Raw genomic sequence first — 23023 nt, 5'->3', positions numbered from 1 at the left:
CCCAACCCTGCCAAGAACAATAACACCAATGCCAACCACGGATGCGAAGCTAAGCCAAAAGGGTCACTATTAATGGCGTTATCAACGACAACGGTATTGTTTGTTGCAGTTGTAGCGCTATCGTTTGCTGGCATATTACTTGTGACATTGTCGCCTACAACTTCTTCATCGACACCAGAGATGGTATTGCTAGTACCAAGCTCTGCATCTAATGCTTCATCATCTAACAAAGCGTAATCAATCACCTCGTCATCTGGCGTAGTTTGCTCTGTAGCAAGACGATCAGTATCAGTCGCCTCTGTAGATGCTTGCGCAGTTTCTGCATTGCTGTTATTGCTCGCAGAAACTGTAGCAGTGCTACTTGAACTATTGGCTGCCGATTGTGACGCAGCAGCAATTTTGACCGTGGTTTTTATTTTCTCCGGTGGATAACAAAGTCCTGCTTTGGCACAGCCTTGCCAACCTATCGTCACGGCGGCATTATTTATCGCCTTGCCATTACTACTCAATATAGTGCTAGCAACCATATTGGCTTGGTCAAATACCAGTACTTTTCCAAAGGTCGGATCATCAATGGAGACAGGCTTTTGGCTAAAGGTAAAAGGCGCGGCGGTCACGCCAGCAGGCAGCGTTAGCTTAATTTGGTCTTTATAAACATAGTGCTCAGGCGTAATGTCAAAGTTAATCGCTAAGCGCGTGCCATTATTGGTCGGTTTGCTGCTACTGCTAACTTGAAACGCTTCGTTAACGGGTAAAAATTTCGGTTGGGTCGCGCTTTTATCACTGCTAAATAAATCGCCCAACCCTGCCGCTTGCGATGCCACTGGCACGGCCATCAGCCCAGTCGCTGCTAGCCCTGCCAATAATGAACCAGCGCTTAAAGCGAACGCCAACAGATAAGATTTTTTTGACGGTTTATTTTGCGTTAATGACAGAGACTTTTCTGCGCTCTTAAGGGACATGAAGGGCTACCTATTATTACCAAAATTCGAATTGACCAATTCACTGTCTGTATGGACTTTTCTATTTACATCATTATTTATTTACGAGCTGTGCCAATATTGACCGTGGTTTTAATTTTCTCGGGCGGATAGCATAAACCCGCTTTAGCACAGCCCTGCCAGCCGATGACAACGGGTACATTTTTGGCGCCTTTACCATTATTGGTACTCAGGGTGGTGGTAGCGATGATATTTTTTTGCGTAAAAACAGGCACTTTCCCAAAGGTAGGATCATTAATAGAAATTGGCGACTGGCTAAAGCGAAATGGCGTCGCACTGATGCCCTTTGGAAAGCTTAGCATCAGCTTGTCTTTATAAACGTAATGGCCGGGCGTGATATCAAAGGTAATCGATAACTGCGTGCCTTTAGACGTCGCCTTGGTAATACTATCTACTTTAAAAGCTTTATCGACTGGCAAAAACTTCGATTGTGCTGCATTATTATTGCCAAACAATTCACCAAGCCCTGCTGCCTGCGCGCTCATTGAAATTGTTGATAAACCTGTCATCAACGAAGTGCTTATAAGCGCCATTGCCAATAGATGAGGTTTTTTAGCAAGGCGTTTATTGATAACTGGGGTGGCTGTTTTGATAAACATAAATAACTACCTTTGATAGCGGGTTTTAAAGGTTACTTTTAACAACTGTTTGTAATGACTTTTAATTAAAAAGGCTAAACGTATATGGTGGCCGTCTGTTTAGCATGGTACTTACTAACATAGTACTTATTTTATGCTTTCATAAAAAATATCAACCAATAAAGCCTTATTGGTTGATATATAGAAATTTTAACGCCGCTTTAATCAGTAAAGTGTTAGAAAATGCTATGTTGCTCAGCGCTAATCACTTTAATCTAATCACTTTAAATCGCAGCTTACAACTGAGCATAAATATCAGCATCTTGCCCTTCGCCGCCTTGCTGCCCATCAGCGCCTAATGAAAATAAATCATAAGGACGACCTTCGCTACCTGGCGCAACATATTGCAACTCGTTTTCCCAACCATCGGTCGGATAGCCACCTTTGATATAACCGCCATCGGGATAGTTTTTGGCGTCAGCAGGCGGTGTGGTTAGGGCTTCTAAACCTTGCGCCGTCGTCGGATAACGTGAATTATCAACTTTGTACATATCAAGCGCATTGGATACCGTTGCCAGCGCCGTTTCTGTGGTTTTGACGCGCGCTTTATCACTTTGTCCGACCACTTTTGGTACGACTAGACCTGCGAGAATGGCCAAAATCACAATCACTACCATAATCTCAATAAGGGTAAATCCAGACTGGCTATGAGACATTGACGGACGACCTTTCAGAGCAGCGGGCATATTTTCATTCATGTTTTCTGCCTGCAACTTATCGTCATTCCTAGCGTTTTTTGGCATGGTATCTACTTGCATCGTGTCAATTATAGTCATCGCTTTGGTCATCGCTTTTGGTATCAGGTGATATAAATAATGAATGTACTGTTCAGAGCGTTTTAGTGGGTTGGCTTTAGATTAATGAACCCTCAACCGTTTATCACTATAAACCATGCTTTTATTTTTATCCAGCGCTGCAATGGATTGTTATGAATATCTACTTTTATGGATACATGCCGTGAAATGTTGGATAACCGCTATCCTTTATACTAAGCAGTTTATAAGCAAAGCTTTTGACTGGCGCTTACTATAGCCTGATGACTGGCTGCGCTCTAGTAAAAACATACCGTTGTCAACAATCTACAACACTAAGCAAGGCTTAAGAAATTTAGCGGAAGCTTTAGCAAGATAAAGGTAATGGATTTTGAGCCAGCTACAGAGAAATTAACAAAGCTTAAGCGTTTACTAACCTGCCAAATCATTCATATTCACTATCGGTAGCATCACTGCCATGACAATAATCATGACCACCACGCCCATCAATACCAACATGAGCGGCTCAAGTAACGACAGCAAGGTGCTGATAAAGTTGGTCGCTTCGGCTTCTTGCATATTGGCGGCGCGGCTGAGCATATTTTCAAGCTCGCCTGAGTTTTCCCCACTTTTAATCATTTGCACCATCATTGGCGGAAAGTAGGTAGATTTTCCTAACTGACTCGATAAGCTTGAGCCTTCGGTGACTCTATCGGCTGCGGTGATAATGGTTTTTTGAATGTGTAAATTGGTCGTCACCGCCGCCCCTATATGCAGCGCTTCAATCAACGGTACCCCTGAGCGCACCAATATCGCAAGCGTACTGGCAAAACGGGCCGCATTAAGCCCTTTTGATAAGCGCGCCAATATCGGTAGTCTCAGTACCATACTGTCTATGGCTAATTTGCCTGCTTGGGTTTGCGCAAAGCGATAAAACAAAAACGCCGCCCCTGCCAATACCAGAAGCATCAACCACCACCACTGGGTAATGATATTTGATAAGTTCAGGACGATTTGGGTAATCAGCGGCAGCGCTTGCTCAGATTGCTCAAAAACTTTGACAATCTTGGGAACCACAAAGCTCATTAGCCCCATAATGACCCCGACTGCCATTACCATTAATACAATTGGATAGACCATCGCCCCTTGGATTTTCTTTTGTAGGGCAAAACGGTTTTCGGTGTAATCTGCCAACTGATTAAGGATTAAATCTAAATGACCGGACTTTTCCCCTGCCGCAATGGTGGCGATATAAAGCGGCGGAAAACTAGCGGCTTGTTGCAGGGCGCGTGCGAGGCTTAAACCTTCTAGCACATGCGAGCGCACGGCAAGCATTAATGATTTAATATGGGTTTTTGGTGATTGTTTGGCGACGGCAGCCAGCGTTTCCTCTAAAGGAATACCGGCGGCAAGTAATACCGATAATTGACGAGTCAGCAGTGCTAATTCATAAGCCGATGGTTTTTTATAGCGGTTTTTACTTTGGCTTTGTCGGTCATTGACGGCGGTGACTTCGACGGGCGTCCACTGTTTATCACGCAGCTGCTGGCGCACTTGCCGCGCAGAATCGCCTTCAAGTAAGCCTTTTTGGACACTGCCATGGTCATCTAACGCTTTATAATGATAAGCGGGCATAGCAGCAAATATCCTAAGGTGAGCAATTTAACATGCTGATAAACAGAAGTTTTACAATAGATTTTAAAGAGTAAAAGTCTTAAAAAAGCGGCGTAGAATCACTGCTATCTGGCATTAAACCTTGTAACAGTAAAACATCTAGATGCTGTTGTTGCAATTTTTTATCAAAATCATTGACTTCAGCAATCAGCATGCGCTCGATACGCTTGTCACTGGCGAAGACGCTAAGGCGCGCGCAAATAACGGCCAATTGATAAATACGTTTTTTGCAATAACCATCCAAGCCTTGTAGCAGTCTTACCATATGTGGCGTCTCTAAACTAGCGTATTCATAGTCGCTCACGACCTGCGGACCAAGTGCGGTAACCCCATAGCTGATAGACAGATGAGCACAAAAATAGCAGCTAAATAAGTAACCAACTACATGACCAATATAATAAGCGCGGTCATAGGTAAAACTACTGACGCCAAAATGACCAAGCACATAACTGTTTAAGCTGCCTTGATCTACAATAGGCTTGTCATGTTTGAGCTTACCAACGGTAGGGAAACGCAGTGGATTATGACCATCTTGTGTCGTCAGCTGCCAACCGGCGGGCTGCTGTGCGGGCATATGACGCACGATATCTTCGATAATATCATCGACCACGTGCAACTGTTGCCATAAACGCTCTAGCCCATCGGTATCCATCAGACCACGTTTATCAAGCTGCTGCGCCAGTAAATATTGCTGATATTCTGCAAACTGCGTTTTTAGCGTTTGCACCAGATACGTAGGACGAGTAGCGGCGGAGGCCATATATAGCTGGCGTGTGCGCTCATGCTGACGACGATAAAGCGCTAACCGCTGCGTGGCGACATTGGTTTCGCTGCTGTTCGACTCACTGCTGCTAAGAGTATTTAGACTTGCTTGCTCAACGCCTAATTCAACATTTGACTCAGTATTTGATAACGTAAATAACGCGAGCAGCGCCGCTTTATCAAGCGCAGGCGTAATATTGGTTTTTTGCTTGTTTTTTGCCGTACGCGGTTTATTTTTCGCCTTACTTTTTACGTCTTTTTTATCAGCGTTGCCCGTCGGCGTAGCGGACGCAGTAGTACGCTGGCTATTTGAAGTCACGGTTGGCTTAGCGGTTGGTTCAGTCATAAAATACCATTAGCTGCAAAAATAAACTTTGCCCAAGTTATCCTAAATGAATAGTCTATCAGCGTTTAAAACCAACTACTTATCGATAGCGGCCAGCAGACAGTGCCATAAAATGCGCTAAAATCTCACTACTACGCTTGGGCAAAACATGACTCTATAGTACCTTAACCTAAGTGCATTGTCAGCTAGCCATCGCCGAAATACTCAGTATCGAAATCAGTGATAAAGGTGATGGTAAGTAATAGTTATGGTAAAAGGCGGGAGTTTTAATTAATAATGAGCATCGAGCAAAAAAGCGCTAAGGCCGATAAATAGCCTGAGCGCTTTTTAAAAAGGTATAGCAGTTAACAGCTAATTAAGAGAGCGTTTGTTGTTGATACTGCTGCCGATAAGCTTTAGGTGAGATGCCGTAAACACGCTTAAACGCTTGGCTAAAGGTTGAATCCGAGGCATAACCGACCAAACCGCTAATACGGCTGATACTGTTTTGCTGCAAACGCAAATAACGCGCGGCCAAGCGCAAGCGATAATCCATCAAATAGGTCAACGGCGGTATACCAACGACCTCTTTAAAGCGCTGAGCAAAGCTTGAGCGTGACATGCCTGCTACCTCAGCAAGCTTATTAATGGTCCAATTTTCGCTTGGCATCTCATGCATCGCAACCAGCGCTTTGGTCAAAAACGGATCCTTCATCGCTTTTAGCCAATTCTCAGTGGCTTCAGGCAGACTTTCAATATATACCCGCAAACATTCAATCATCATAATACTTGCCCAATGATTGATCACCGCGGTTTTACCCATGCGCTCGTGCTCAGCCTCTAGCGTCAGTAGCCTAATCTCAACATCAATCACCTCAAACCGGCCATCATCTTCATCATTGACTTCCGGCAGAATCGATGGCAGTACGGACAATAAAGGCCGAATCATCGCCTTATCATACTTACACTCGATTAATATCAATGACGCTTCAAAATCACCGTCACCCTTTAAATCCAGCGTATGATCTTTACAGCTCGTCAATAACTCATCTAACGGCTGCGCCTCATCACTATAATAATTTAGCGCATAACTCACGTGCTGATGCGCGCTTGGAATCATAATCATGTCACCGGCGCGCGTTTCTCGTGGGCCATTGCCGACGTCGATACAAAAACCACCCGACATCACCAAATAAAATAAAATCGTATCTTGCCTAGTGAGTGAATAAGACCAATTGCCCGTCACATTTAATCGATAATACTTCGTTTCGAATAAATGTACATTTTGTAGCAACACGCTTAGTGCGTCCATCCATCACTTCCTCAATCATGGGTAATTAATATAGAAAAATTTAAAAATAGAAACAAAGCACTGATGACTGCAAAATCTTTTAAAATAATGGGGCAAAAAATTTTATTTTTATTTGATAGGCATTTTATTTTGGATAAAATCAAAGCAAAAATTTGAATAAGAATATCGAGTAAATAATTGGTGGTGTGTCAAAAAGTATGCTGGTTAAAACTTGAACAATTTTTGAAGCCTTGAAAGCCCTATAGAATCAGGGAACTTAGCATAGATTTCTTATTGACTTCTATCGCCAGCATACTTTTTAGAACACCACCAAATAATTTAATGTGATAGCTTAATTGAACAAGGCTTAACAAATGATAGAACAATCGCGAGCCTATCTATCATAAGAAAAATAGCGAAAAAAGGCTAGCAGATGTTTAAACATTAAATGCCTAGGAAGTTTATAACTTATTAGAATTAAAACAGCAGGCTAGTTCGCATATCATCATAACTTAAAAAGTATGCATTGATATAAAACAAACAGGCACAAAAAAATGCCAGTAAAGGCAAGCAGTGTTATTTTGATATTTTTGAATTTAATAAGGAAGGAGATGCAGAATAAAATATGGGGCGACTGATGGGACTCGAACCCACGACAACCGAGATCACAACCCGGGGCTCTACCAACTGAGCTACAACCGCCATAACTATTGCCTGATAAGGCAAGATTGACAGGCTAAATGGTGCGCCTGGCAGGATTCGAACCTGCGGCCACCTCCTTAGAAGGGAGATGCTCTATCCAGCTGAGCTACAGGCGCTCTTAGAGGACTTTTATATATTTTGATTGGTTTATCATATCAGAAATATCTAACATAAAAACAATATCATCATACATAAAAAAAAGCCTGTAAGGCTCTTTAAATAGATGGTCGGAGTGATAGGATTCGAACCTACGACCCTCTGGTCCCAAACCAGATGCGCTACCAAACTGCGCCACACTCCGAAATTCTCTATTATCTCGATAATTTGTTACTTAACTTGTTGTTGGTAATACCGCTAACTTGTTAATGTTCCTCGCTATCGAGGTGCACATATTAAGGGGTAAAGCCGATTGTGTCAACACCTATTTTTGATTATTTTAAAGAATCGTTAAATTCTTTCAAAAATGCGCCATTTTTATAACAATGGCGGCGTCGCAACGTTGGTTTTTTACTGACCTTAATACTACATTGCCAACAGCGCTTATTATACTACATTCAAATCTGGAAGCAAGTCACCGTTTACTTTTCCGGTCAGCACATTAAAGGGTATCAGCCATAATTTGGCATGATTGGACGGCTTTTTGTAGCTTTTATCATTGTCTGCGTCATTATAAGCTTGTTGCTGGAGCAGGATTGGTTGTCTGCTATCGTCCTGTACCGGATAAACCAGCCAGCCCTGCTCGGCGTGATAAGCCTGCGCGTAACTGCTCAACTGATAGGCGTCGCCCGCACTTATCGCCCCTGCATGCGGTAAATGCTTCCATTTAATATCAATCACATGGCTATAATTGCCTGATTGGGGTGAGTGAGCAGAGGTATGCGTTTCTGATTTTACGTCATCCTCACCCAGCGCTTTAATGTTAGGTCCAGTCTGCAAATGAGCACTTTTATAAATCAATAAATCAGGACGAATGGACAAACACGCCTGCCCTTTTACATCATGTAGCCACACTCGCTGTGCTTGAAACAAAGGCTTATAAGCCAAATCAATTTGCTGAAACTGGGCCGCTATGCGCAGGCTTGTCCATTGCTCGAACGCTTGATTCATATCAATCAATAAACATAGGCGCGGTTGTGCGGCGTTTTGCTTGGCTAATGTTTGCGGCTTAATGCCATTGCCAGTATGAGCGTCAGATTGCTGCAAGAGCCAATAAGCTAAGTCCAATAACTGCTGCGCCGCTTGTAATTGCTGCCGAGATAAAGGCTGCAGTGCCAATTGCCGCTTTGCTTGCTGATAAAAAGACTCAAGCCGCTGCAACTCATAACGACTTAACACTGCTACTTGTCGCCACTGCTGTAATGCGGGCAGTGACATTGATGGCGGAGATAACGGAGTAAGTAAATTCAGCGCGCTTTTAATCAAGCGATTACACAGCATCTCTTGGCTCAGTACACTGCTTTCACAGACAAACTTATGCGGCTGCATGCTGTTATGGCGTAATTGCTCTTTAATCAGCAAACGACCTTGTAACGCTGCTTGGTTATGGATTTTCGCCTGATAGTGCTTCGTCGGCTGATAATGCGCCAAACGCTGTAAAAACTGCGCAATCAGCCAGTCAGATAATGGCATTGCTTTAGTCGGTAGCGCTGCTAACTGATTGCTAAATTGGCCAAAGTTTTTTGTATTAGGAAGCTTATTTTTATCATGACTGCTGGTTAAATCTGCCAGCATATTCTGCACCCATTGCCGCGTTTGATTGATGTCATTGGTTTTAGCTAAACCGTATGGCTGTGACGAATTATGTTTGCTAGACGTTTTTGCTATTAACTTGGGCAACATCTCAAGTGACATCCCACTTGGCAATAAAATAATACCAATATAATGGCCGACTTTTAGTTGCCATTGTCCTTGCTGACGTTTAATGCTAAAAACGGCAAACTCTTGCACCATTAGCCAATGAAAGTCCGCTACGTGCGCAAAATCATGGGCTGTTAAACGTTGATGCTCAAACACCGTAATAATATTAGCATTAAGTGCAGCCGCATTGACGTTATTAGCAATACTCGCACTATTACTATTGGCACTATTATTATTGCCACTATTAACGTTATGATTAATGTCGCTGCCTATCGCTTTGCTCTCAGACTGTAATACTCTACTCATCACAAGCTAGCCACCTTGTTAATATAAACGCTGATAGACAAACGGCTTGGCAAACTCAGCAGTATTATTGATTAAATCGGCATTAATTTTATAACTGCCACTACTCATAGACTGGCCGAGCAATGAATGCTGGTCGGCAAACATTGGATTTGAATTATTAGGACTGACTAAGTTATTGGCATTATCAAACAGCGCTTGGCTATCTTGTATAAACTTCGCGCTTAGGGGCTGCTGCTCATCTTGAAAGATATATTGCAAAACAGTGACTTGCCCGCCCGCTGCTTGTGCCAATTGCGGAATGATTTGTTCAATCAGTGCCGTTTGCAAGTGCTCAAGACTGTCTACTGACCATAAAAACGCATGACCTAATTGTGCCTCTGCACCAAGGGTTTGCGTAATACGGTGATTTAAACCGGTTAAGAGTTTCGCCAAATCTATTGTTTCTTCTGACTTAAACGCTTCTGTATTATCAGCTTTTAAGTCTTGATTGAGATAAATAACAGGTAATAATTCCGACTGCGGCGGACAATCAATAAAGCGAAAACGCCGCCGTAATGCCATATCAAGCGGCGTTAATGAATGGTCTTGGGTGTTCATGGTGGCATAAATATCAACGTTGGCAGGGACGCTAAAGGTTCGCCCTGAATACGCCAAATTAACCGTCATCGCATTTGCCATGCTAGCGCGTTTATCGGGTTCAATCAAACTTAATAGCTCGCCAAAGACCCGTGACACGTTAGCACGATTGACCTCATCAATCAGCATCGCATAACGCTGCTCAGGATTATTGGCAGCGCGTTGGCACAATTTCAAAAACGCACCATCTTGCACGTCATAACTCATTTGAGATGAGCTATTTTCTGTATGATCGGATGACGCCATCACCGGACGGATACCTTCAACAAATTCCTCATAACCATAGGCTTGATGAAAGCTGACCATACTAAAGCGCTGCTGACGGAACTCTTTATTTTGGCTATTATTCTCGCGCTGCGCCTGTTGAAACTCAGCTAATTGCTGCGCTAAATCACTTAACAAATCTATACTTTCTGGCAGTAAATACCATGCGCCGCTATTATCTTTATCAAAATAGGCTTGGCTGGCGCGGTTTTTATAACTCACCGTTTGTGAGCTCATAGACGTGTGCATTTGCAGCACAGACCAAGCGGTATTGCTTAAGTTTTTCTCGCGCGCATTTTGCGCCGCTTTATTGACAAAAAACTCATGATTGACAATTTCTGGTACCTTGACCAAGTCCTGTTTTTTCGACTTAAAATCCAAAAATATTAAGCAAACCACGTCACGCCAGCTTAACGGCTGCAAAAGTTGTCTCAATAATTCTTTGTCATTTATCTTTGGTAAGTAGTCAGTATATTGCTGTGCGATTTGGAGCAAGCGATAGGTTTTACCTGTACCAGCAACGCCTGTATAGATGATATTGGTTGGTTTGGAAGGAGACATATTTGGCATGACCTTATCTAGCATGGCATTGTCGAACATGAGAAAAAAACGGCAAAATAGTTGAAATGTGCTAAAACCTGACGATCATAACGTGGCTCGCTAAAATTAAACGAGCTAACAAAAATGGCATTATTTCTCATACCTAAGATACCGTTACGTTAGTCATATTTTATACGCGCGGCAGTTCATGTTAATAATGGTAGCGATACGGCACTTAATGTACCATAACTAACATCGTTGCTAAGATAAAAGAATTCGCTAACTTATCAATCATCTCAATATTTTTTATCGCACTAGTAAAACACTGTAAATCCCACTTTAACTTGAGGAATGTTGTATGTCAGGATTATTAAAAAAACTCCCTAGCAAATTGAGCAATAAACTGCCAACCAAAGTCTCTGACAACACCAAAATGCTAGACGAAAAACCAAATAGCCCATTAAAACCCATCAGCAACCAATTTACCAAACTGCTATCTGTCACCAAGTTTCTGCCTGCGGCCGCGCGCGCCAGCATTTTATCGAAAGCCTTTGGTAAAGTGGTGCCGTACGTGGGCACAACAGGTATTTATTATGAGCACGTCGATCCCAATCAAGTGGTGGTCAGCTTAAATAACACCAAAGCGGTGCAAAATCATATTGGCTCGGTTCATGCGGTTGCTATCACCTTACTTGCGGAAACCGCAACAGGGTTTATTTTGGGTTTAAACCTACCCTCTGATCGCGTATTATTGATTAAGTCTTACTCGGTGAATTTTTATCGCCCGATTAAAAAAGGTCAAATCGCCGCGGTGGCATCATTATCTGACGAGCAGCGCTTAGATATTTTAAATACGCCAAAAGGTGAGATGGTCATACCGTGCGTGATTCATGACCGTGAGTCCGATAACGACCGTGATCCTATCGTCGTTGAGATGACATGGGCTTGGATACCCAAATCTGAGCTAGAAGCGCGTCGTCAAGGTAAAGCTGCTAAAACGCTAGAAAATAAGCAAAATGACAATGAAAAAACTGAAAGTGAGCAGCCTAAAGCCGAGCTAAACGAAAGTGAAGCAAGCAACAAGCACTCAACGCAAGAACTAGAAAGCAATTAATTTCACTTTGTTAAAAAAGTAAGTAACTACCAAAAAATGGATTTAAGAAATACCACAATAATAAGGAGACAAGTATGTCTAGATATATCGATAAACTGACGACTCAATTATCTAAAGTAGTGCTGATTAGCGCCTGTTCGTTAGGCTTAGGTTTCGCCGTTAGTGCTAATGCCGCGCCAGCGACCAATAACGCAACCATTACCAAATCTAGCCCAGTATTTCTCGGCGACGGCGGTAACTATCCGTTTTCGGAAGCGGTACGGGTCGGCGATACGCTCTATATGTCAGGACAGATTGGTTTTAAAGACGGCAAATTGGTCAAAGGCGGCGTCAAAGCGGAAGCCAAACAAGCGCTCGATAATATCCATGAAACCTTGTTAAAGTACGGCTACCAAAAATCAGACATCGTCAAATGTATGGCGATGCTGACTGATATGGATGACTTTGATGACTTTAATAAAATCTATAAAGCAGAATTGGCTAAGCCTTATCCGGTACGCTCAGCTTTTGGTGTCGCAGAGCTGGCAGCGGGCGCAAGTGTTGAAATTGAATGTATCGCCGCAAAATAGCAGCGCTATTACAAATAAACCAAACTGACTTTTTGATTAGCGGTTATTGAGCCAATTGCACCGACTTTTGACTCAATAACCGTTTTGCTTTATACAATCGTTTTTCTTTATACTATCGTTTTTTTATACAATCATAGCGTCATCAGTTAGGGCGCTTTCTTTGGTTACCCGCAGCACTTCTTCTAACGTCGTCCGACCCTCTATGACTTTGCGTAGTCCATCAGCACGTATCGATGGCGTTTGCTGACGGGCGTATTCTTCTAGCTCGTACTCGGCAGTATTACTATGAATCATCCGGCGCAAGGTATCGTCAATCGGTATCACTTCATAAATTGCCGTCCGCCCTCTGAAGCCTGAATTATTACATTTATCACAGCCCACTGGTTTCGGCAAATTAATAATATTCTCTTTTAATTTTTCAGTAGCCGTATTTTTAGCATTTGCCGCAATACCAATTTCAGTAAATAATTTGGCTTGTTCATTATCGGCAGCTTGCCAGCTATGACAATGTGTGCATAACGTCCGTACCAAGCGCTGAGCGACGACACCAATCAGTGAGGACGATAATAAAAATGGCTCTACGCCCATATCCTGCAAACGCGTGACCGCACCGATGGCGGTATTGGTATGTAGCGTTGATAATACCAAATGCCCTGTCAACGATGCTTGCACGGCAATTTCAGCGGTTTCTAAATCGCGAATCTCACCTACCATCACCACGTCTGGATCTTGTCGCAACATGGCACGCAGGCTCTTAGCAAAAGTCATATCAACTTTATTACTCACCTGCGTTTGCCCAATACCATCGAGCTGAAATTCAATCGGATCTTCGGCGGTCAAAATATTGCGGGTTTGGTCATTTAAATCGGTCAATGCCGAATATAGCGTGGTGGTTTTACCTGAACCGGTCGGTCCAGTCACCAAGATAATGCCATGTGGACGATGGATTAAGCGCTTAAGCTCGCTATAGTCATTATCAGATAGACCAAGATACGTCATATTGAGACGACCCGCTTGCTTGTCTAATAAACGCATGACCACGCGCTCACCAAAGCTTGACGGCAGCGTCGATACCCGTACATCGACCTCACGGCCTGCCAGTCTTAAACTGATGCGACCGTCTTGTGGTACACGCTTTTCGGCGATATCCAGTTTGGCCATCACCTTGATACGCGAGACCAGTAACGGCGCCAATTGGCGTTTTGGCGTGATAATTTCTTTTAGCTCTCCATCGACACGAAAGCGTACCACTAGCCGTTTCTCAAAAGTTTCAATATGGATATCTGAGGCATTTAGACGAATCGCTTCAGACAACAACGCATTAATCAGACGAATAATCGGCGCATCGTCTTGTTGATCCATCAAATCTTCCGTTTCAGGAACGCTATCGGCCAAGCTATCGAGGTCAGGATGGTCTTCAAGCCCAGCGGCAATATGCTGCGACTCACCCGTATTACCCGCATAAGCAGCATTCATGCGTTTTTCGAAATCTTCAATGCTGATACTTTCATAATTTGGCACACCGCGTACGCCTTGCTGCTGTAAAAAGCGCACCGCCTCATTAATGGCGGACAATGGCGTAGTTTTGGTCAACACCAAGGTCGGCGGCAACTCAGGATCAATAGCAAGAATGGCCAAAATTTGATGGCGTTTTGCAAAACTGTACGGCAGCTGCAGCATAAAGACGACCTAGTGAGTGGTTAATTTAAAAAAGAACTTAAAAAACAGCTTATAAAATAACTTTGAAAACAGTCTTGAAAACACAATCTAATACATGCCAAAAAACACTACTGACCTGACTATTTAAAGCCGCCTGCCTAAATCGTTAAACTGGATGAACTACCCACTACCTTAGAGGTAGGGTTTCTTAGGTAATACTCATACTTGTTACGGCATTCTGTATCAGCGGTTAGGTAAATTGACTAAGCTAACTCCGTCGCACCGACGGTTTTGAGTGTGGTCAGTTTCAAACCCTCATTGAGAATGTTGATACTGGCGTTAATGTCCCGATCATTGGTTTGCAAACAACTAGGGCAATCCCATGATCGCAATGACAAGGGTAATTCAGCCTTGGTCAACAAGTGGTTGCAGCCTGAGCAGATTTTAGAGGATGGATACCATCGGTCTATTTTAACAAGCGTTTTGCCATACCATTCCGCTTTATAAGCAAGCATGGTGGTGAATGTTGACCATGAACTGTCTGATATAGCTTTGGCGAGTTTATGGTTCTCAACCATACCCTTGACGTTTAAATCCTCTATGGCAATCACATCGTGGTTTTTGATGAGATTAAATGAGAGTTTGTGTAGAAAGTCAGTGCGGCTATTGGTTATTTTCTCATAAACTTTAGCAACTTTAAATTTCTGCTTTTGATAATTACGACTGTCACTCAGTTTGCGATTAGCAACTTTGGCAATTGCTCTACGTTTGGCTAAAATCTTTTGTGCGCGAGCTAATTTGTCTTGCAACTTCGATAAAAACTTAGGATTAGCTACTTTAGTTCCGTCCGATAAGACGATGAAGTCAATTAATCCTAAATCAATACCGATGTTAGAGTGTGTTTTTGGTAGTGGTGTGGCAATGGTTTTAACCAATAAGCTGACATAGTATTTGCCTGATGGAGTTCTACTGATGGTAGCGCTCTTAATCAAACCGTTTATTTTATTCGGGAATTTAGCGGAGATATGGCCAATCTTAGGCAGTTTAACGGTGTTGTTTGTGATCGCCACTGTGCCCTTTTGGTTGTTTGTGATGTAGCTATCGCGTTGCCCTTTTTTCTTGAACTTGGGAAAGCCTGTGCCGTTTTTAAAGAACGACTGATAGGCTTTTTGCAAATGACGCTCAACTTTAGACAGTGCCAGGCTATCGACCTCTTGTAGCCACTCAAACTCTTTTTTATACTGAGCAGGGTAGTTTTTGAGGGTTGTTTTAGTTTCTTTATAGTGCTCAATCTTATCGCTAAGCATCTTATTCCAAATAAAGCGCACACAGCCGAATGACTTGGCAAAGAATACTTGCTGGTCAATGGTCGGATATAGTCTGACTTTATGGGCTTTTAGGATTTGCTTTGGCATCGCTGCTTGTTGTTAATAAGTGGTATGATTATTAATTATAATACCATAGGTAGTAAGGACTGCTACCAATAACGCATTCATCTCGCTACTTTAGAAGTAGAGGCTTTCTGCGCGGTTTTTGGTAAAGATTGTCAGTAAGCGCGTATGAGTTTGTTATAATAACATTTTGTTTTAAGCAAGTAGCAAGGCTTTGCTTGGATTTATGACTTTGCTTTTAAAGCAGTTATATTATTAGCATTTAACATCGCAAGCCTTTGGCCACATAACGCCTATTTACGTTTTGCCTCTACTACTATTTAATAAAAACTCTCATTAAACACAGTAACAAACTTAATAACCTCGTTAGTCACTTTTGTCAGCCCGCTATTAGGATTATCCTTATGTCACAAGCCGCAAATACTCCTGCCAATGTTCAATCATTTTCACAAAATGCCTTATCGAATGATACCTTTACGGTTGGTAGTCGTACATTCTCTTCTCGATTGTTGGTCGGTACTGGTAAATATAAAGACATGGCTGAGACGGGTGCGGCGATTGGCGCGTCAGAAGCTGAGATTGTCACCGTTGCTATTCGCCGTACCAATATTGGTCAAAATAGCAATGAGCCAAATTTATTAGATGTGATTTCACCGGATAAATATACCATCTTACCCAATACCGCAGGCTGTTTTGATGCCGAAACCGCGATTCGGACGTGTAAGCTTGCTCGCGAGCTATTAGGCGGGCATAATCTGGTGAAGCTAGAAGTATTAGGCGATGAAAAAACCCTTTATCCAAACGTGATGGAAACTCTAAAAGCCGCCAAGGTGCTAATCGATGATGGTTTTGAAGTCATGGTTTATACCTCTGACGACCCCATCGTCGCTCAAGAATTAGAGAGCATGGGCTGTGTGGCGATCATGCCGCTTGGTAGCTTGATTGGTTCTGGTCTTGGTTTGCTTAATCGCCATACCTTAAGCCTTATTATTGAAAATGCTAAAGTACCCGTATTGGTTGATGCTGGCGTCGGTACCGCTTCTGATGCCGCGATTGCGATGGAGCTTGGTTGTGATGGCGTGCTGATGAACTCAGCGATTGCCAATGCACAAAATCCCGTGTTGATGGCGCAGGCCATGAAACATGCTATATGGGCAGGGCGTCAGGCGTTCTTAGCAGGTCGTATGCCGATGCGTAAAATGGCCATTGCTAGCTCACCGCAGACTGGCTACTTTTTTCAGTAGTTTTTTAGCTTATATTTTTTAGTCTTAAGCTTTTAAAGCTCAACCTATAATTTGCTTAATTTCATAAGCTAAAACCGCTAAAAATATGGGTTATGGGATAATTAAATCTTAGATTAACACACCAAGTGCAACGCTAATTAATATTATAGAACGCCTGCATAGGCGTTTTAAACCCTAAGCGTTTTCTTGGTCTGTTGTTTAGTTTGTTCTCAATGTCCTGTATTTCATTATCAGAGACTTGTCTAAAGTCACAGCCTTTAGGCAGATACTCTCTGATCAAGCCGTTGGTATTTTCGTTGGTTCCTCGCTGCCATGACGCATAAGCATCGGCAAAGAAGAAAGGGCTAAAGAGCTTTTGTTTCACCTTCTTATGCTGAGCAAACTCTTTACCATTATCAGAGGTAATGGTCTTAACCTGCAAACTCACTGGCGCTAAGAGTTCTATCATTGCCTCTGATACTTGCTGTGCTGTTTTATGACCCACACGCTTCATCTTCAGTAGCCCTGTTTTACGTTCAACGAGCGTGACAATCGCTTGCTTGTGATGCTGACCGATAACGGTATCCGCTTCCCAATCTCCAATACGTGAGCGTTCTTCAACAATACAAGGGCGCTCATGAATCGAGACTCTGTCATTGATACGGCCTCGAGTCTCAGCGGTTAGACGCTGCCGGTATGGTTTGGCTTTACGTCTGAGACACTGCCACAATGTGCCGCCTTGCCTCTTATCACGCCAAATATAGCGATAAATGCTCATATGACTGATACCAGCATGAACGCCAGATATTTGCTCAGGACTCCAGTTCTCTTTTAGCTTGTCTGTCACCCATGCCCAGATGTCAGCCACAATAGTTGTGGCGTTGTTAGCCCGTCTATCACAAGCCTTGTTATTAGCATGCTTTGCTTGGTAACCGCGTAGGCTTTTATTACGCCTAAGCTCTCTTGATATGGTACTGGGACTTCTGTTTAACTCTCGAGCTATGAAATTAATACTATGTTTTGCCCCTATTAGGGCATAAATCTGGTATCGTTCACCTAGGCTTAGATGTGTATAGCTCATGGTTGCAATCTCACTTTGGTCGGTGGATAAAAACTTTGATGCTAGCGCATCTAGGTCTTTTTTTCACCTCACATTTGGTATTGCACTTCATGTGTTAATCTAAGAATAATAAAATTCCCGTGACCCATGATTTTTATATTAAGATATTTTTGTGACTACTTTTAGGTTTTTAATCGTTTTTGCTAAATGCCTTATCCTTGTTATGCTTTATCTTTGTTTAACTGAATACCTATTTATTTTATTGTCATTTTTCATTCATCGTCATAAAAGGATTTATTATGCGACTTCTCACAGCAGTCGACCAGTTGTTCTTACTTCTTGAGTCGCGTAAACAACCCATGCATGTTGGGGGTCTATTTTTATTCGAATTGCCAGAAAATGCGGATAGCAGTTTTGTTTGTCAATTGGTCAAGCAGATGCAACACTCTGATGTGCCGCCGACCTTTCCTTTTAACCAAGTGCTTGAGCATTTGATATTCTGGAAAAAAGACAAACACTTTGATGTTGAGCATCACTTGCACCATGTAGCGCTACCACAGCCCGCGCGTGTACGCGAGCTTTTGATGTACGTATCAAGAGAGCATGGTCGCCTGCTAGATCGGGCAATGCCGCTATGGGAATGTCACGTTATTGAAGGAATTCAGCCAGAAAGCGAAGGCGCGCCTGAACGTTTTGCCTTATATTTTAAAATCCATCATTCGCTCGTTGATGGCATCGCTGCCATGCGCTTGGTCAAAAAATCCTTATCACAATCACCAACCGAACCGGTGACGCTACCGATTTGGTCATTAATGGCGCGCCACCGTAACCAAGTCGATGCGATTTTGCCAAAAGAGCGTTCGGCGCGGCGCATTATCAAAGAGCAAATATCGACCATTAAACCGGTATTTACAGAATTGCTCGATAACTTAAAAAACTTCGGTGATGACAGTTATGTCAGTACCTTTGCCGCGCCGATGAGTGTGCTTAATAAACGCATTTCAGCCTCGCGGCGTATCGCCGCACAGTCCTATGAGATACAGCGCTTTAATGATATCGCTGAGCGTTTAAATATCAGTAAAAACGATGTGGTGCTTGCCGTTTGTGCTGGCGCTATTCGCCGTTATCTCCTGTCGATAGATGCGCTACCAAGTAAGCCTTTGATTGCTTTTGTACCCATGTCATTACGTACCGATAACAGCGTGGCGGGCAACCAGTTGTCATTTGTTCTTGCCAATTTGGGCACGCATTTAGACGATCCACTCAGTCGTATCGAGCTGATTCATCGCAGTATGAATAATGGCAAACGCCGTTTCCGCCGTATGAATCAAGCGCAGGTTATCAATTACAGTGTGATTTCTTATGCGTGGGAAGGCATCAATTTGGCAACTGGGCTGTTCCCGAAAAAACAGGCCTTTAACCTGATTATCTCCAACGTCCCTGGGTCAGAAAAGCCGCTGTATTGGAACGGCGCGCGGCTGCAATCTTTGTATCCGGCATCGATTGTATTTAATGGACAAGCGATGAATATCACTCTCGCCAGCTATTTGGATAAGATTGAATTTGGCATCACCGCTTGCAGCAAAGCTCTACCGCATGTACAAGATATGCTCGTCCTCATAGAAGAGGAGCTGCAGCTGTTAGAGCGAACCAGTAAAGAGCTTGAATTTCAAGGCATTACGGTGACAGATAAAAGTAGTGACAAGAAAAATGGCAAAACAAAAAAGCTGGCGCCATAATGGAACCAGCTTTTTCAATATCAATTTTCTAAATCTTTAATAAATCAAAACTACAAAATATCGCCCCAGGTTGGGACAACTACTTGCATTAACGGTTTTAGTAATTTGACGTTACAAGCAAAGATAGAGCCTGATGTCATTGAGTTGTGTGCGCCTGTATGGTCAACGACCACACCGCGTGCTTCGGTGACAATAAGCTCACCGGCGGCGATATCCCACGGCTTGATAGACATCTCAAAATAACCGTCAAATCGACCAGCGGCGACATAGCATAAATCAAGGGCGGCTGAGCCTAAACGACGAATTTGACCGCCCGCTTCAGAGATTTTTTGTAAGCTTTCAAAATGCTGCTTGGCATAAGAGATGACTTCGCCATTGCGTTTACGCTCAAGCGGATGACCGGTGGTAAATAGACCACCATCAATGGTTTTACGCTCGCTCACTTGCATACGGCGATTGTTTAAACGCGCGCCTTTACCACGGCTAGCAGAGAACATCTCATCACGCACAGGGTCATAGATGACGCCATGCTGGGTCACGCCTTTATGCTGCACGGCAATAGAGACACAAAATTGCGGTACGCCATGGACGAAGTTTTTAGTGCCATCTAGCGGATCAATAATCCAGCACCAATCCGCATCTTCACCGCGACCTTCTTGCATACCAAACTCTTCACCCAAAAACGAGTGATTTGGATAGCTGGCTTTTAGGGTCTCGATCGTCAGCTCTTCACTGAAACGATCAATGCGCGTCACTAAACCATCAAGCCCTTTTGACTCAATATCTAGCTCGATTTTGTGGCGGTTTTGATGCGCATATAAAATCTCTTTACCAACTTTTTCAGCAGCACGCGCTGCGATGACGACCATGGGTTCCATAAATTACCTATTTGCTTGATGAATGAATACTACTTAAAAGATAGGACTGATAAAATGTACGAAAAATAAAAGCCGCTTAAAATTAAATCGGATTAATAACTCATGAAAACCATCGCCGCCTAGCGAACCAAATAAATGATTGCCAGCAGTAGTGCCGCCCAAGTTGTCAAATAATTCACACCTACGGCAAGTAGGCGAGGTTTAAACAAAAATGCTTTATTTTTCAATCCGCTATTTTAGCAATTTTTTTTGAGCGATAGGGTTTTATTTTAGCAATTGCTGCAGCTGGCTCACGACCCCTGCAACATCCAGACCACAATCAGCCATTTGCTCTGCTGGTGAACCATGAGCAATAAAGCGATCAGGAATACCGATATTACAGATTACTGGACGGCTATTTTTAAACGCTATTGATTCGTTAAGTAAATATTCATTTACTGCACTGCCCGCGCCGCCCATAACTGTATGCTCTTCCAAAGTGGCGATATGGGTAACGCCTTGCTTGATTAAGCTGTCAAGCAAGTGCGTATCTAAAGGTTTTACCCAGCGCATATTCACCACATGTACTTGGCAGTTTGAGTTTATATTATCGTTAATCAAGCTTTCTGCCGCTTGCTGAGCCGTCGCAACCATGGTACCAAAGGCTAATAATGCCAACTTATTAGGTGCGTTATCTTGACCTAAAACTGACTCTACTACCGCTTTACCAATGGAAAAAACCTGTGCGGGCTGGGTAATCGTCGCGCCAACGCCAGCCCCGCGCGGATAGCGCACAGCCGTACAGCCTTGATATTCATAGCAAGTATTGAGCAAGTGATAACATTCGTTTTCATCTTTTGGCGCGGCTATCAGCATATTCGGCACGCAGCGTAAAAAGGCAAAGTCGAACACGCCGGCATGAGTAGCACCATCTTCACCGACTAGACCGGCGCGATCAATAGCAAACATCACATCAAGATTTTGTAGCGCCACATCATGAATTAGCTGATCGTAGCCACGCTGCAAAAAGGTTGAATAGATGCCGACGATTGGCTTGACACCTTGGGTTGCCATGCCGCCTGCTAACGTTACCGCGTGTTGTTCAGCAATCGCTACATCAAAAAAACGATTGGGAAATTGACGGGCAAACTCAATCATGCCCGAGCCTTCTTCCATGGCTGGGGTAATCGCAAGCAATTTCTCGTCAGTAGCAGCTTTATCACATAAGAACTGACCAAAGACTTGCGAGTATTTTAATAGCGGTGTACTCGATGCTAAGCTATCGGTTGGGGCTTTCTTCTCGCTATCTTCAGCAGGCAATCTACTGATAGCATGATAGCCAACTGGATCTAATTCAGCAGGCGCAAACCCTTTACCTTTGGTGGTATAGATATGCACCAATACTGGGCCTTTTAATTGCTTGGCAAGCGATAGTACGCGCAGTAGCTCAGGGATATTGTGGCCATCAAACGGACCGAAATAAGTAAAACCAATGGCTTTAAATAGATTGTCTTCTAATTGCGGCACATCGCGCAGCTCGTTATGACGTTTACGGCGGTCGTAGGCTTGCATGTCAGGACGCTGGCATAATATCGGCTCGCCAGCATCAGAGATATCAACCTGATAGCCTGACTCCCACAATGTCGCTAAATGCCGTGAAAAACCACCAATCGAGCAAGATATCGACATGTCGTTGTCGTTTAAAATGACCAGCAAATCCGCATCTTGTTGGACGGCGTCATTCATCGCTTCAAACGCCATGCCGCCGGTCATTGCGCCATCACCTATAATACAGGCAACGGTTTGCGCGCGGCCTTGATAGCGTAGCGCCAGGCTCATGCCAAGACCCGCTGAAATAGACGTCGATGAATGCCCAACGCCAAAAGTGTCGTAAACCGACTCAGCGCGCTCTGGAAAAGCGGTCAAGCCATCTTTTGCGCGAATAGTTCCAAGCTTTTCACGGCGTCCTGTCAACACTTTATGGGCATAGGCCTGATGACCGACGTCCCAAACAATCTGATCTTGCGGCGCATCTAACAGATAATGCAGGGCAATGGTCAACTCAATGACGCCTAAATTGGCCCCGAAATGGCCACCGCTTTGCCCGGCTGAATAAAGCAGAAAAAGCCGTAGCTCATCGGCTAAAGTAATGAGCTGACTTTCGCTAAACGCTTTTAAATCAATCGGAGCGTCTACTGTATCAAGTAGCGGCGTATGCGGACGCTCACGTGGAATGACTGCATAAGTTTTTTGCAGGTGCGATAGCGATGCAGCAGAATCAATGGCTGACGCAGATGATGACTTAGACTGTGGGGAATGAGGTGACTGCTGCATAAAACGTACGATACCTACCAATCTGCTAACAAGATGCTACCTTAGATACGGGCTATCACTAGCCAGCATCTAAGTGGCGTTAATAATAGTGCGGACATTATAAATCAACAAATGTCATCGACTATATGTTTATTGATACAGCGCTTAAAATAGCTGTAAATAACGATTTAAAATAAAACAAACTTTCAATTTTATAGGCATTTTAAAATGAGACTATGTCCTCATATAAAACACTATAGCGCCTGCTAATTTTGCTTTCATATTGGGCGCATATCGGGCGACAGTGACGACATAGTAATGCAAGGGCTAAGACTTGTCACTGTATCCGT

Annotated in this window: 17 protein-coding genes and 3 tRNA genes; 4 read left to right on the top strand and 16 right to left on the bottom strand. The window is 43.4% G+C overall.

Annotated features, from left to right (window positions below; genetic code table 11):
* The 11 genes from CXF58_RS07290 to CXF58_RS07240 all read right to left on the bottom strand — a co-directional run.
* The coding region (locus tag CXF58_RS07290) for a protein-disulfide reductase DsbD N-terminal domain-containing protein (RefSeq protein ID WP_180952544.1) at positions 1 to 962 on the bottom strand (962 nt) is incomplete at its 3' end.
* A 77-nt stretch (positions 963 to 1039) separates the two neighbouring features.
* Positions 1040 to 1600 carry a protein-disulfide reductase DsbD domain-containing protein gene (locus tag CXF58_RS07285; protein WP_068406351.1) on the bottom strand — a complete coding sequence of 187 codons (561 nt, stop codon included), beginning with the start codon at positions 1598 to 1600 and terminating at the stop codon, positions 1040 to 1042.
* Between the two features lie 275 nt (positions 1601 to 1875).
* Positions 1876 to 2337, bottom strand: coding sequence for a type II secretion system major pseudopilin GspG (gene gspG / locus CXF58_RS07280; protein WP_286796058.1), 462 nt, complete (start codon positions 2335 to 2337; stop codon positions 1876 to 1878).
* Between the two features lie 486 nt (positions 2338 to 2823).
* Positions 2824 to 4026 carry a type II secretion system inner membrane protein GspF gene (gspF, locus tag CXF58_RS07275; RefSeq protein WP_068406348.1) on the bottom strand — a complete coding sequence of 401 codons (1203 nt, stop codon included), beginning with the start codon at positions 4024 to 4026 and terminating at the stop codon, positions 2824 to 2826.
* 79 nt (positions 4027 to 4105) lie between these two features.
* Positions 4106 to 5173: a hypothetical protein gene (locus CXF58_RS07270; RefSeq protein WP_068406345.1), complete on the bottom strand. Its 1068-nt coding sequence runs from the start codon at positions 5171 to 5173 to the stop codon at positions 4106 to 4108.
* A 355-nt stretch (positions 5174 to 5528) separates the two neighbouring features.
* Complete coding sequence (locus tag CXF58_RS07265; protein WP_068406344.1) at positions 5529 to 6464, bottom strand: AraC family transcriptional regulator; 936 nt, start codon at positions 6462 to 6464, stop codon at positions 5529 to 5531.
* Positions 6465 to 7069: 605 nt separating this feature from the next.
* Positions 7070 to 7145, bottom strand: a tRNA-His gene (locus CXF58_RS07260).
* A 39-nt stretch (positions 7146 to 7184) separates the two neighbouring features.
* Positions 7185 to 7261, bottom strand: a tRNA-Arg gene (locus tag CXF58_RS07255).
* 108 nt (positions 7262 to 7369) lie between these two features.
* A tRNA-Pro gene (locus CXF58_RS07250) sits at positions 7370 to 7446 on the bottom strand.
* Between the two features lie 242 nt (positions 7447 to 7688).
* The gene (locus CXF58_RS07245) at positions 7689 to 9308 is read right to left on the bottom strand and encodes an McrC family protein (protein WP_082894337.1); all 1620 of its coding nucleotides are present in this window, start codon (positions 9306 to 9308) and stop codon (positions 7689 to 7691) included.
* Positions 9309 to 9326: 18 nt separating this feature from the next.
* Positions 9327 to 10769: an McrB family protein gene (locus CXF58_RS07240; RefSeq protein ID WP_226928765.1), complete on the bottom strand. Its 1443-nt coding sequence runs from the start codon at positions 10767 to 10769 to the stop codon at positions 9327 to 9329.
* A gap of 337 nt (positions 10770 to 11106) precedes the next feature.
* Between CXF58_RS07240 and CXF58_RS07235 the strand changes: the two genes are divergently transcribed.
* Positions 11107 to 11862 carry a DUF4442 domain-containing protein gene (locus tag CXF58_RS07235; protein ID WP_102077048.1) on the top strand — a complete coding sequence of 252 codons (756 nt, stop codon included), beginning with the start codon at positions 11107 to 11109 and terminating at the stop codon, positions 11860 to 11862.
* A gap of 74 nt (positions 11863 to 11936) precedes the next feature.
* Positions 11937 to 12431 carry a RidA family protein gene (locus CXF58_RS07230; RefSeq protein ID WP_102077047.1) on the top strand — a complete coding sequence of 165 codons (495 nt, stop codon included), beginning with the start codon at positions 11937 to 11939 and terminating at the stop codon, positions 12429 to 12431.
* Positions 12432 to 12554: 123 nt separating this feature from the next.
* Here CXF58_RS07230 and gspE read toward each other — a convergent pair whose 3' ends face one another.
* Both gspE and tnpB read right to left on the bottom strand, forming a co-directional pair.
* Positions 12555 to 14111 (bottom strand): type II secretion system ATPase GspE, encoded by a 1557-nt coding sequence (gene gspE / locus CXF58_RS07225; RefSeq protein WP_102077046.1) that lies wholly within the window; start codon positions 14109 to 14111, stop codon positions 12555 to 12557.
* Positions 14112 to 14353: 242 nt separating this feature from the next.
* Complete coding sequence (gene tnpB / locus CXF58_RS07220; protein WP_102077045.1) at positions 14354 to 15505, bottom strand: IS200/IS605 family element RNA-guided endonuclease TnpB; 1152 nt, start codon at positions 15503 to 15505, stop codon at positions 14354 to 14356.
* Between the two features lie 380 nt (positions 15506 to 15885).
* On the opposite strand from tnpB, the gene CXF58_RS07215 reads away from it, so the two are divergent.
* The gene (locus tag CXF58_RS07215; RefSeq protein ID WP_102077044.1) at positions 15886 to 16725 is read left to right on the top strand and encodes a thiazole synthase; all 840 of its coding nucleotides are present in this window, start codon (positions 15886 to 15888) and stop codon (positions 16723 to 16725) included.
* A 133-nt stretch (positions 16726 to 16858) separates the two neighbouring features.
* On the opposite strand, the gene CXF58_RS07210 is transcribed toward CXF58_RS07215, so the two are convergent.
* A complete protein-coding gene (locus tag CXF58_RS07210) occupies positions 16859 to 17785 on the bottom strand; it encodes an IS30 family transposase (RefSeq protein ID WP_102077043.1) in 927 nt (308 codons plus the stop codon).
* A gap of 278 nt (positions 17786 to 18063) precedes the next feature.
* Between CXF58_RS07210 and CXF58_RS07205 the strand changes: the two genes are divergently transcribed.
* On the top strand, positions 18064 to 19503 hold the full coding sequence (locus CXF58_RS07205) for a WS/DGAT/MGAT family O-acyltransferase (protein ID WP_102077042.1): 1440 nt from the start codon (positions 18064 to 18066) through the stop codon (positions 19501 to 19503).
* A gap of 50 nt (positions 19504 to 19553) precedes the next feature.
* Here CXF58_RS07205 and CXF58_RS07200 read toward each other — a convergent pair whose 3' ends face one another.
* Together CXF58_RS07200 and dxs are read right to left on the bottom strand one after the other, a co-directional pair.
* The gene (locus tag CXF58_RS07200) at positions 19554 to 20381 is read right to left on the bottom strand and encodes an inositol monophosphatase family protein (RefSeq protein WP_068406329.1); all 828 of its coding nucleotides are present in this window, start codon (positions 20379 to 20381) and stop codon (positions 19554 to 19556) included.
* A 264-nt stretch (positions 20382 to 20645) separates the two neighbouring features.
* A complete protein-coding gene (gene dxs, locus CXF58_RS07195; protein ID WP_102077041.1) occupies positions 20646 to 22694 on the bottom strand; it encodes a 1-deoxy-D-xylulose-5-phosphate synthase in 2049 nt (682 codons plus the stop codon).
* Positions 22695 to 23023 lie beyond the last annotated feature (329 nt).

Source organism: Psychrobacter sp. Sarcosine-02u-2 (genome assembly GCF_002836335.1).
In the GTDB taxonomy this organism is placed as follows: domain Bacteria; phylum Pseudomonadota; class Gammaproteobacteria; order Pseudomonadales; family Moraxellaceae; genus Psychrobacter; species Psychrobacter faecalis.
This window is presented reverse-complemented; position numbering and strand designations above follow the sequence as displayed.

Coding starts and splice junctions, on each gene's coding strand:
- CXF58_RS07285 (WP_068406351.1), bottom strand. CDS start 1,600: ATGTTTATCAAAACAGCCACCCCAGTTATCAATAAACGCCTTGCTAAA.
- gspG (WP_286796058.1), bottom strand. CDS start 2,337: ATGAATGAAAATATGCCCGCTGCTCTGAAAGGTCGTCCGTCAATGTCT.
- gspF (WP_068406348.1), bottom strand. CDS start 4,026: ATGCCCGCTTATCATTATAAAGCGTTAGATGACCATGGCAGTGTCCAA.
- CXF58_RS07270 (WP_068406345.1), bottom strand. CDS start 5,173: ATGACTGAACCAACCGCTAAGCCAACCGTGACTTCAAATAGCCAGCGT.
- CXF58_RS07265 (WP_068406344.1), bottom strand. CDS start 6,464: ATGGACGCACTAAGCGTGTTGCTACAAAATGTACATTTATTCGAAACG.
- CXF58_RS07245 (WP_082894337.1), bottom strand. CDS start 9,308: ATGAGTAGAGTATTACAGTCTGAGAGCAAAGCGATAGGCAGCGACATT.
- CXF58_RS07240 (WP_226928765.1), bottom strand. CDS start 10,769: ATGTCTCCTTCCAAACCAACCAATATCATCTATACAGGCGTTGCTGGT.
- CXF58_RS07235 (WP_102077048.1), top strand. CDS start 11,107: ATGTCAGGATTATTAAAAAAACTCCCTAGCAAATTGAGCAATAAACTG.
- CXF58_RS07230 (WP_102077047.1), top strand. CDS start 11,937: ATGTCTAGATATATCGATAAACTGACGACTCAATTATCTAAAGTAGTG.
- gspE (WP_102077046.1), bottom strand. CDS start 14,111: ATGCTGCAGCTGCCGTACAGTTTTGCAAAACGCCATCAAATTTTGGCC.
- tnpB (WP_102077045.1), bottom strand. CDS start 15,505: ATGCCAAAGCAAATCCTAAAAGCCCATAAAGTCAGACTATATCCGACC.
- CXF58_RS07215 (WP_102077044.1), top strand. CDS start 15,886: ATGTCACAAGCCGCAAATACTCCTGCCAATGTTCAATCATTTTCACAA.
- CXF58_RS07210 (WP_102077043.1), bottom strand. CDS start 17,785: ATGAGCTATACACATCTAAGCCTAGGTGAACGATACCAGATTTATGCC.
- CXF58_RS07205 (WP_102077042.1), top strand. CDS start 18,064: ATGCGACTTCTCACAGCAGTCGACCAGTTGTTCTTACTTCTTGAGTCG.
- CXF58_RS07200 (WP_068406329.1), bottom strand. CDS start 20,381: ATGGAACCCATGGTCGTCATCGCAGCGCGTGCTGCTGAAAAAGTTGGT.
- dxs (WP_102077041.1), bottom strand. CDS start 22,694: ATGCAGCAGTCACCTCATTCCCCACAGTCTAAGTCATCATCTGCGTCA.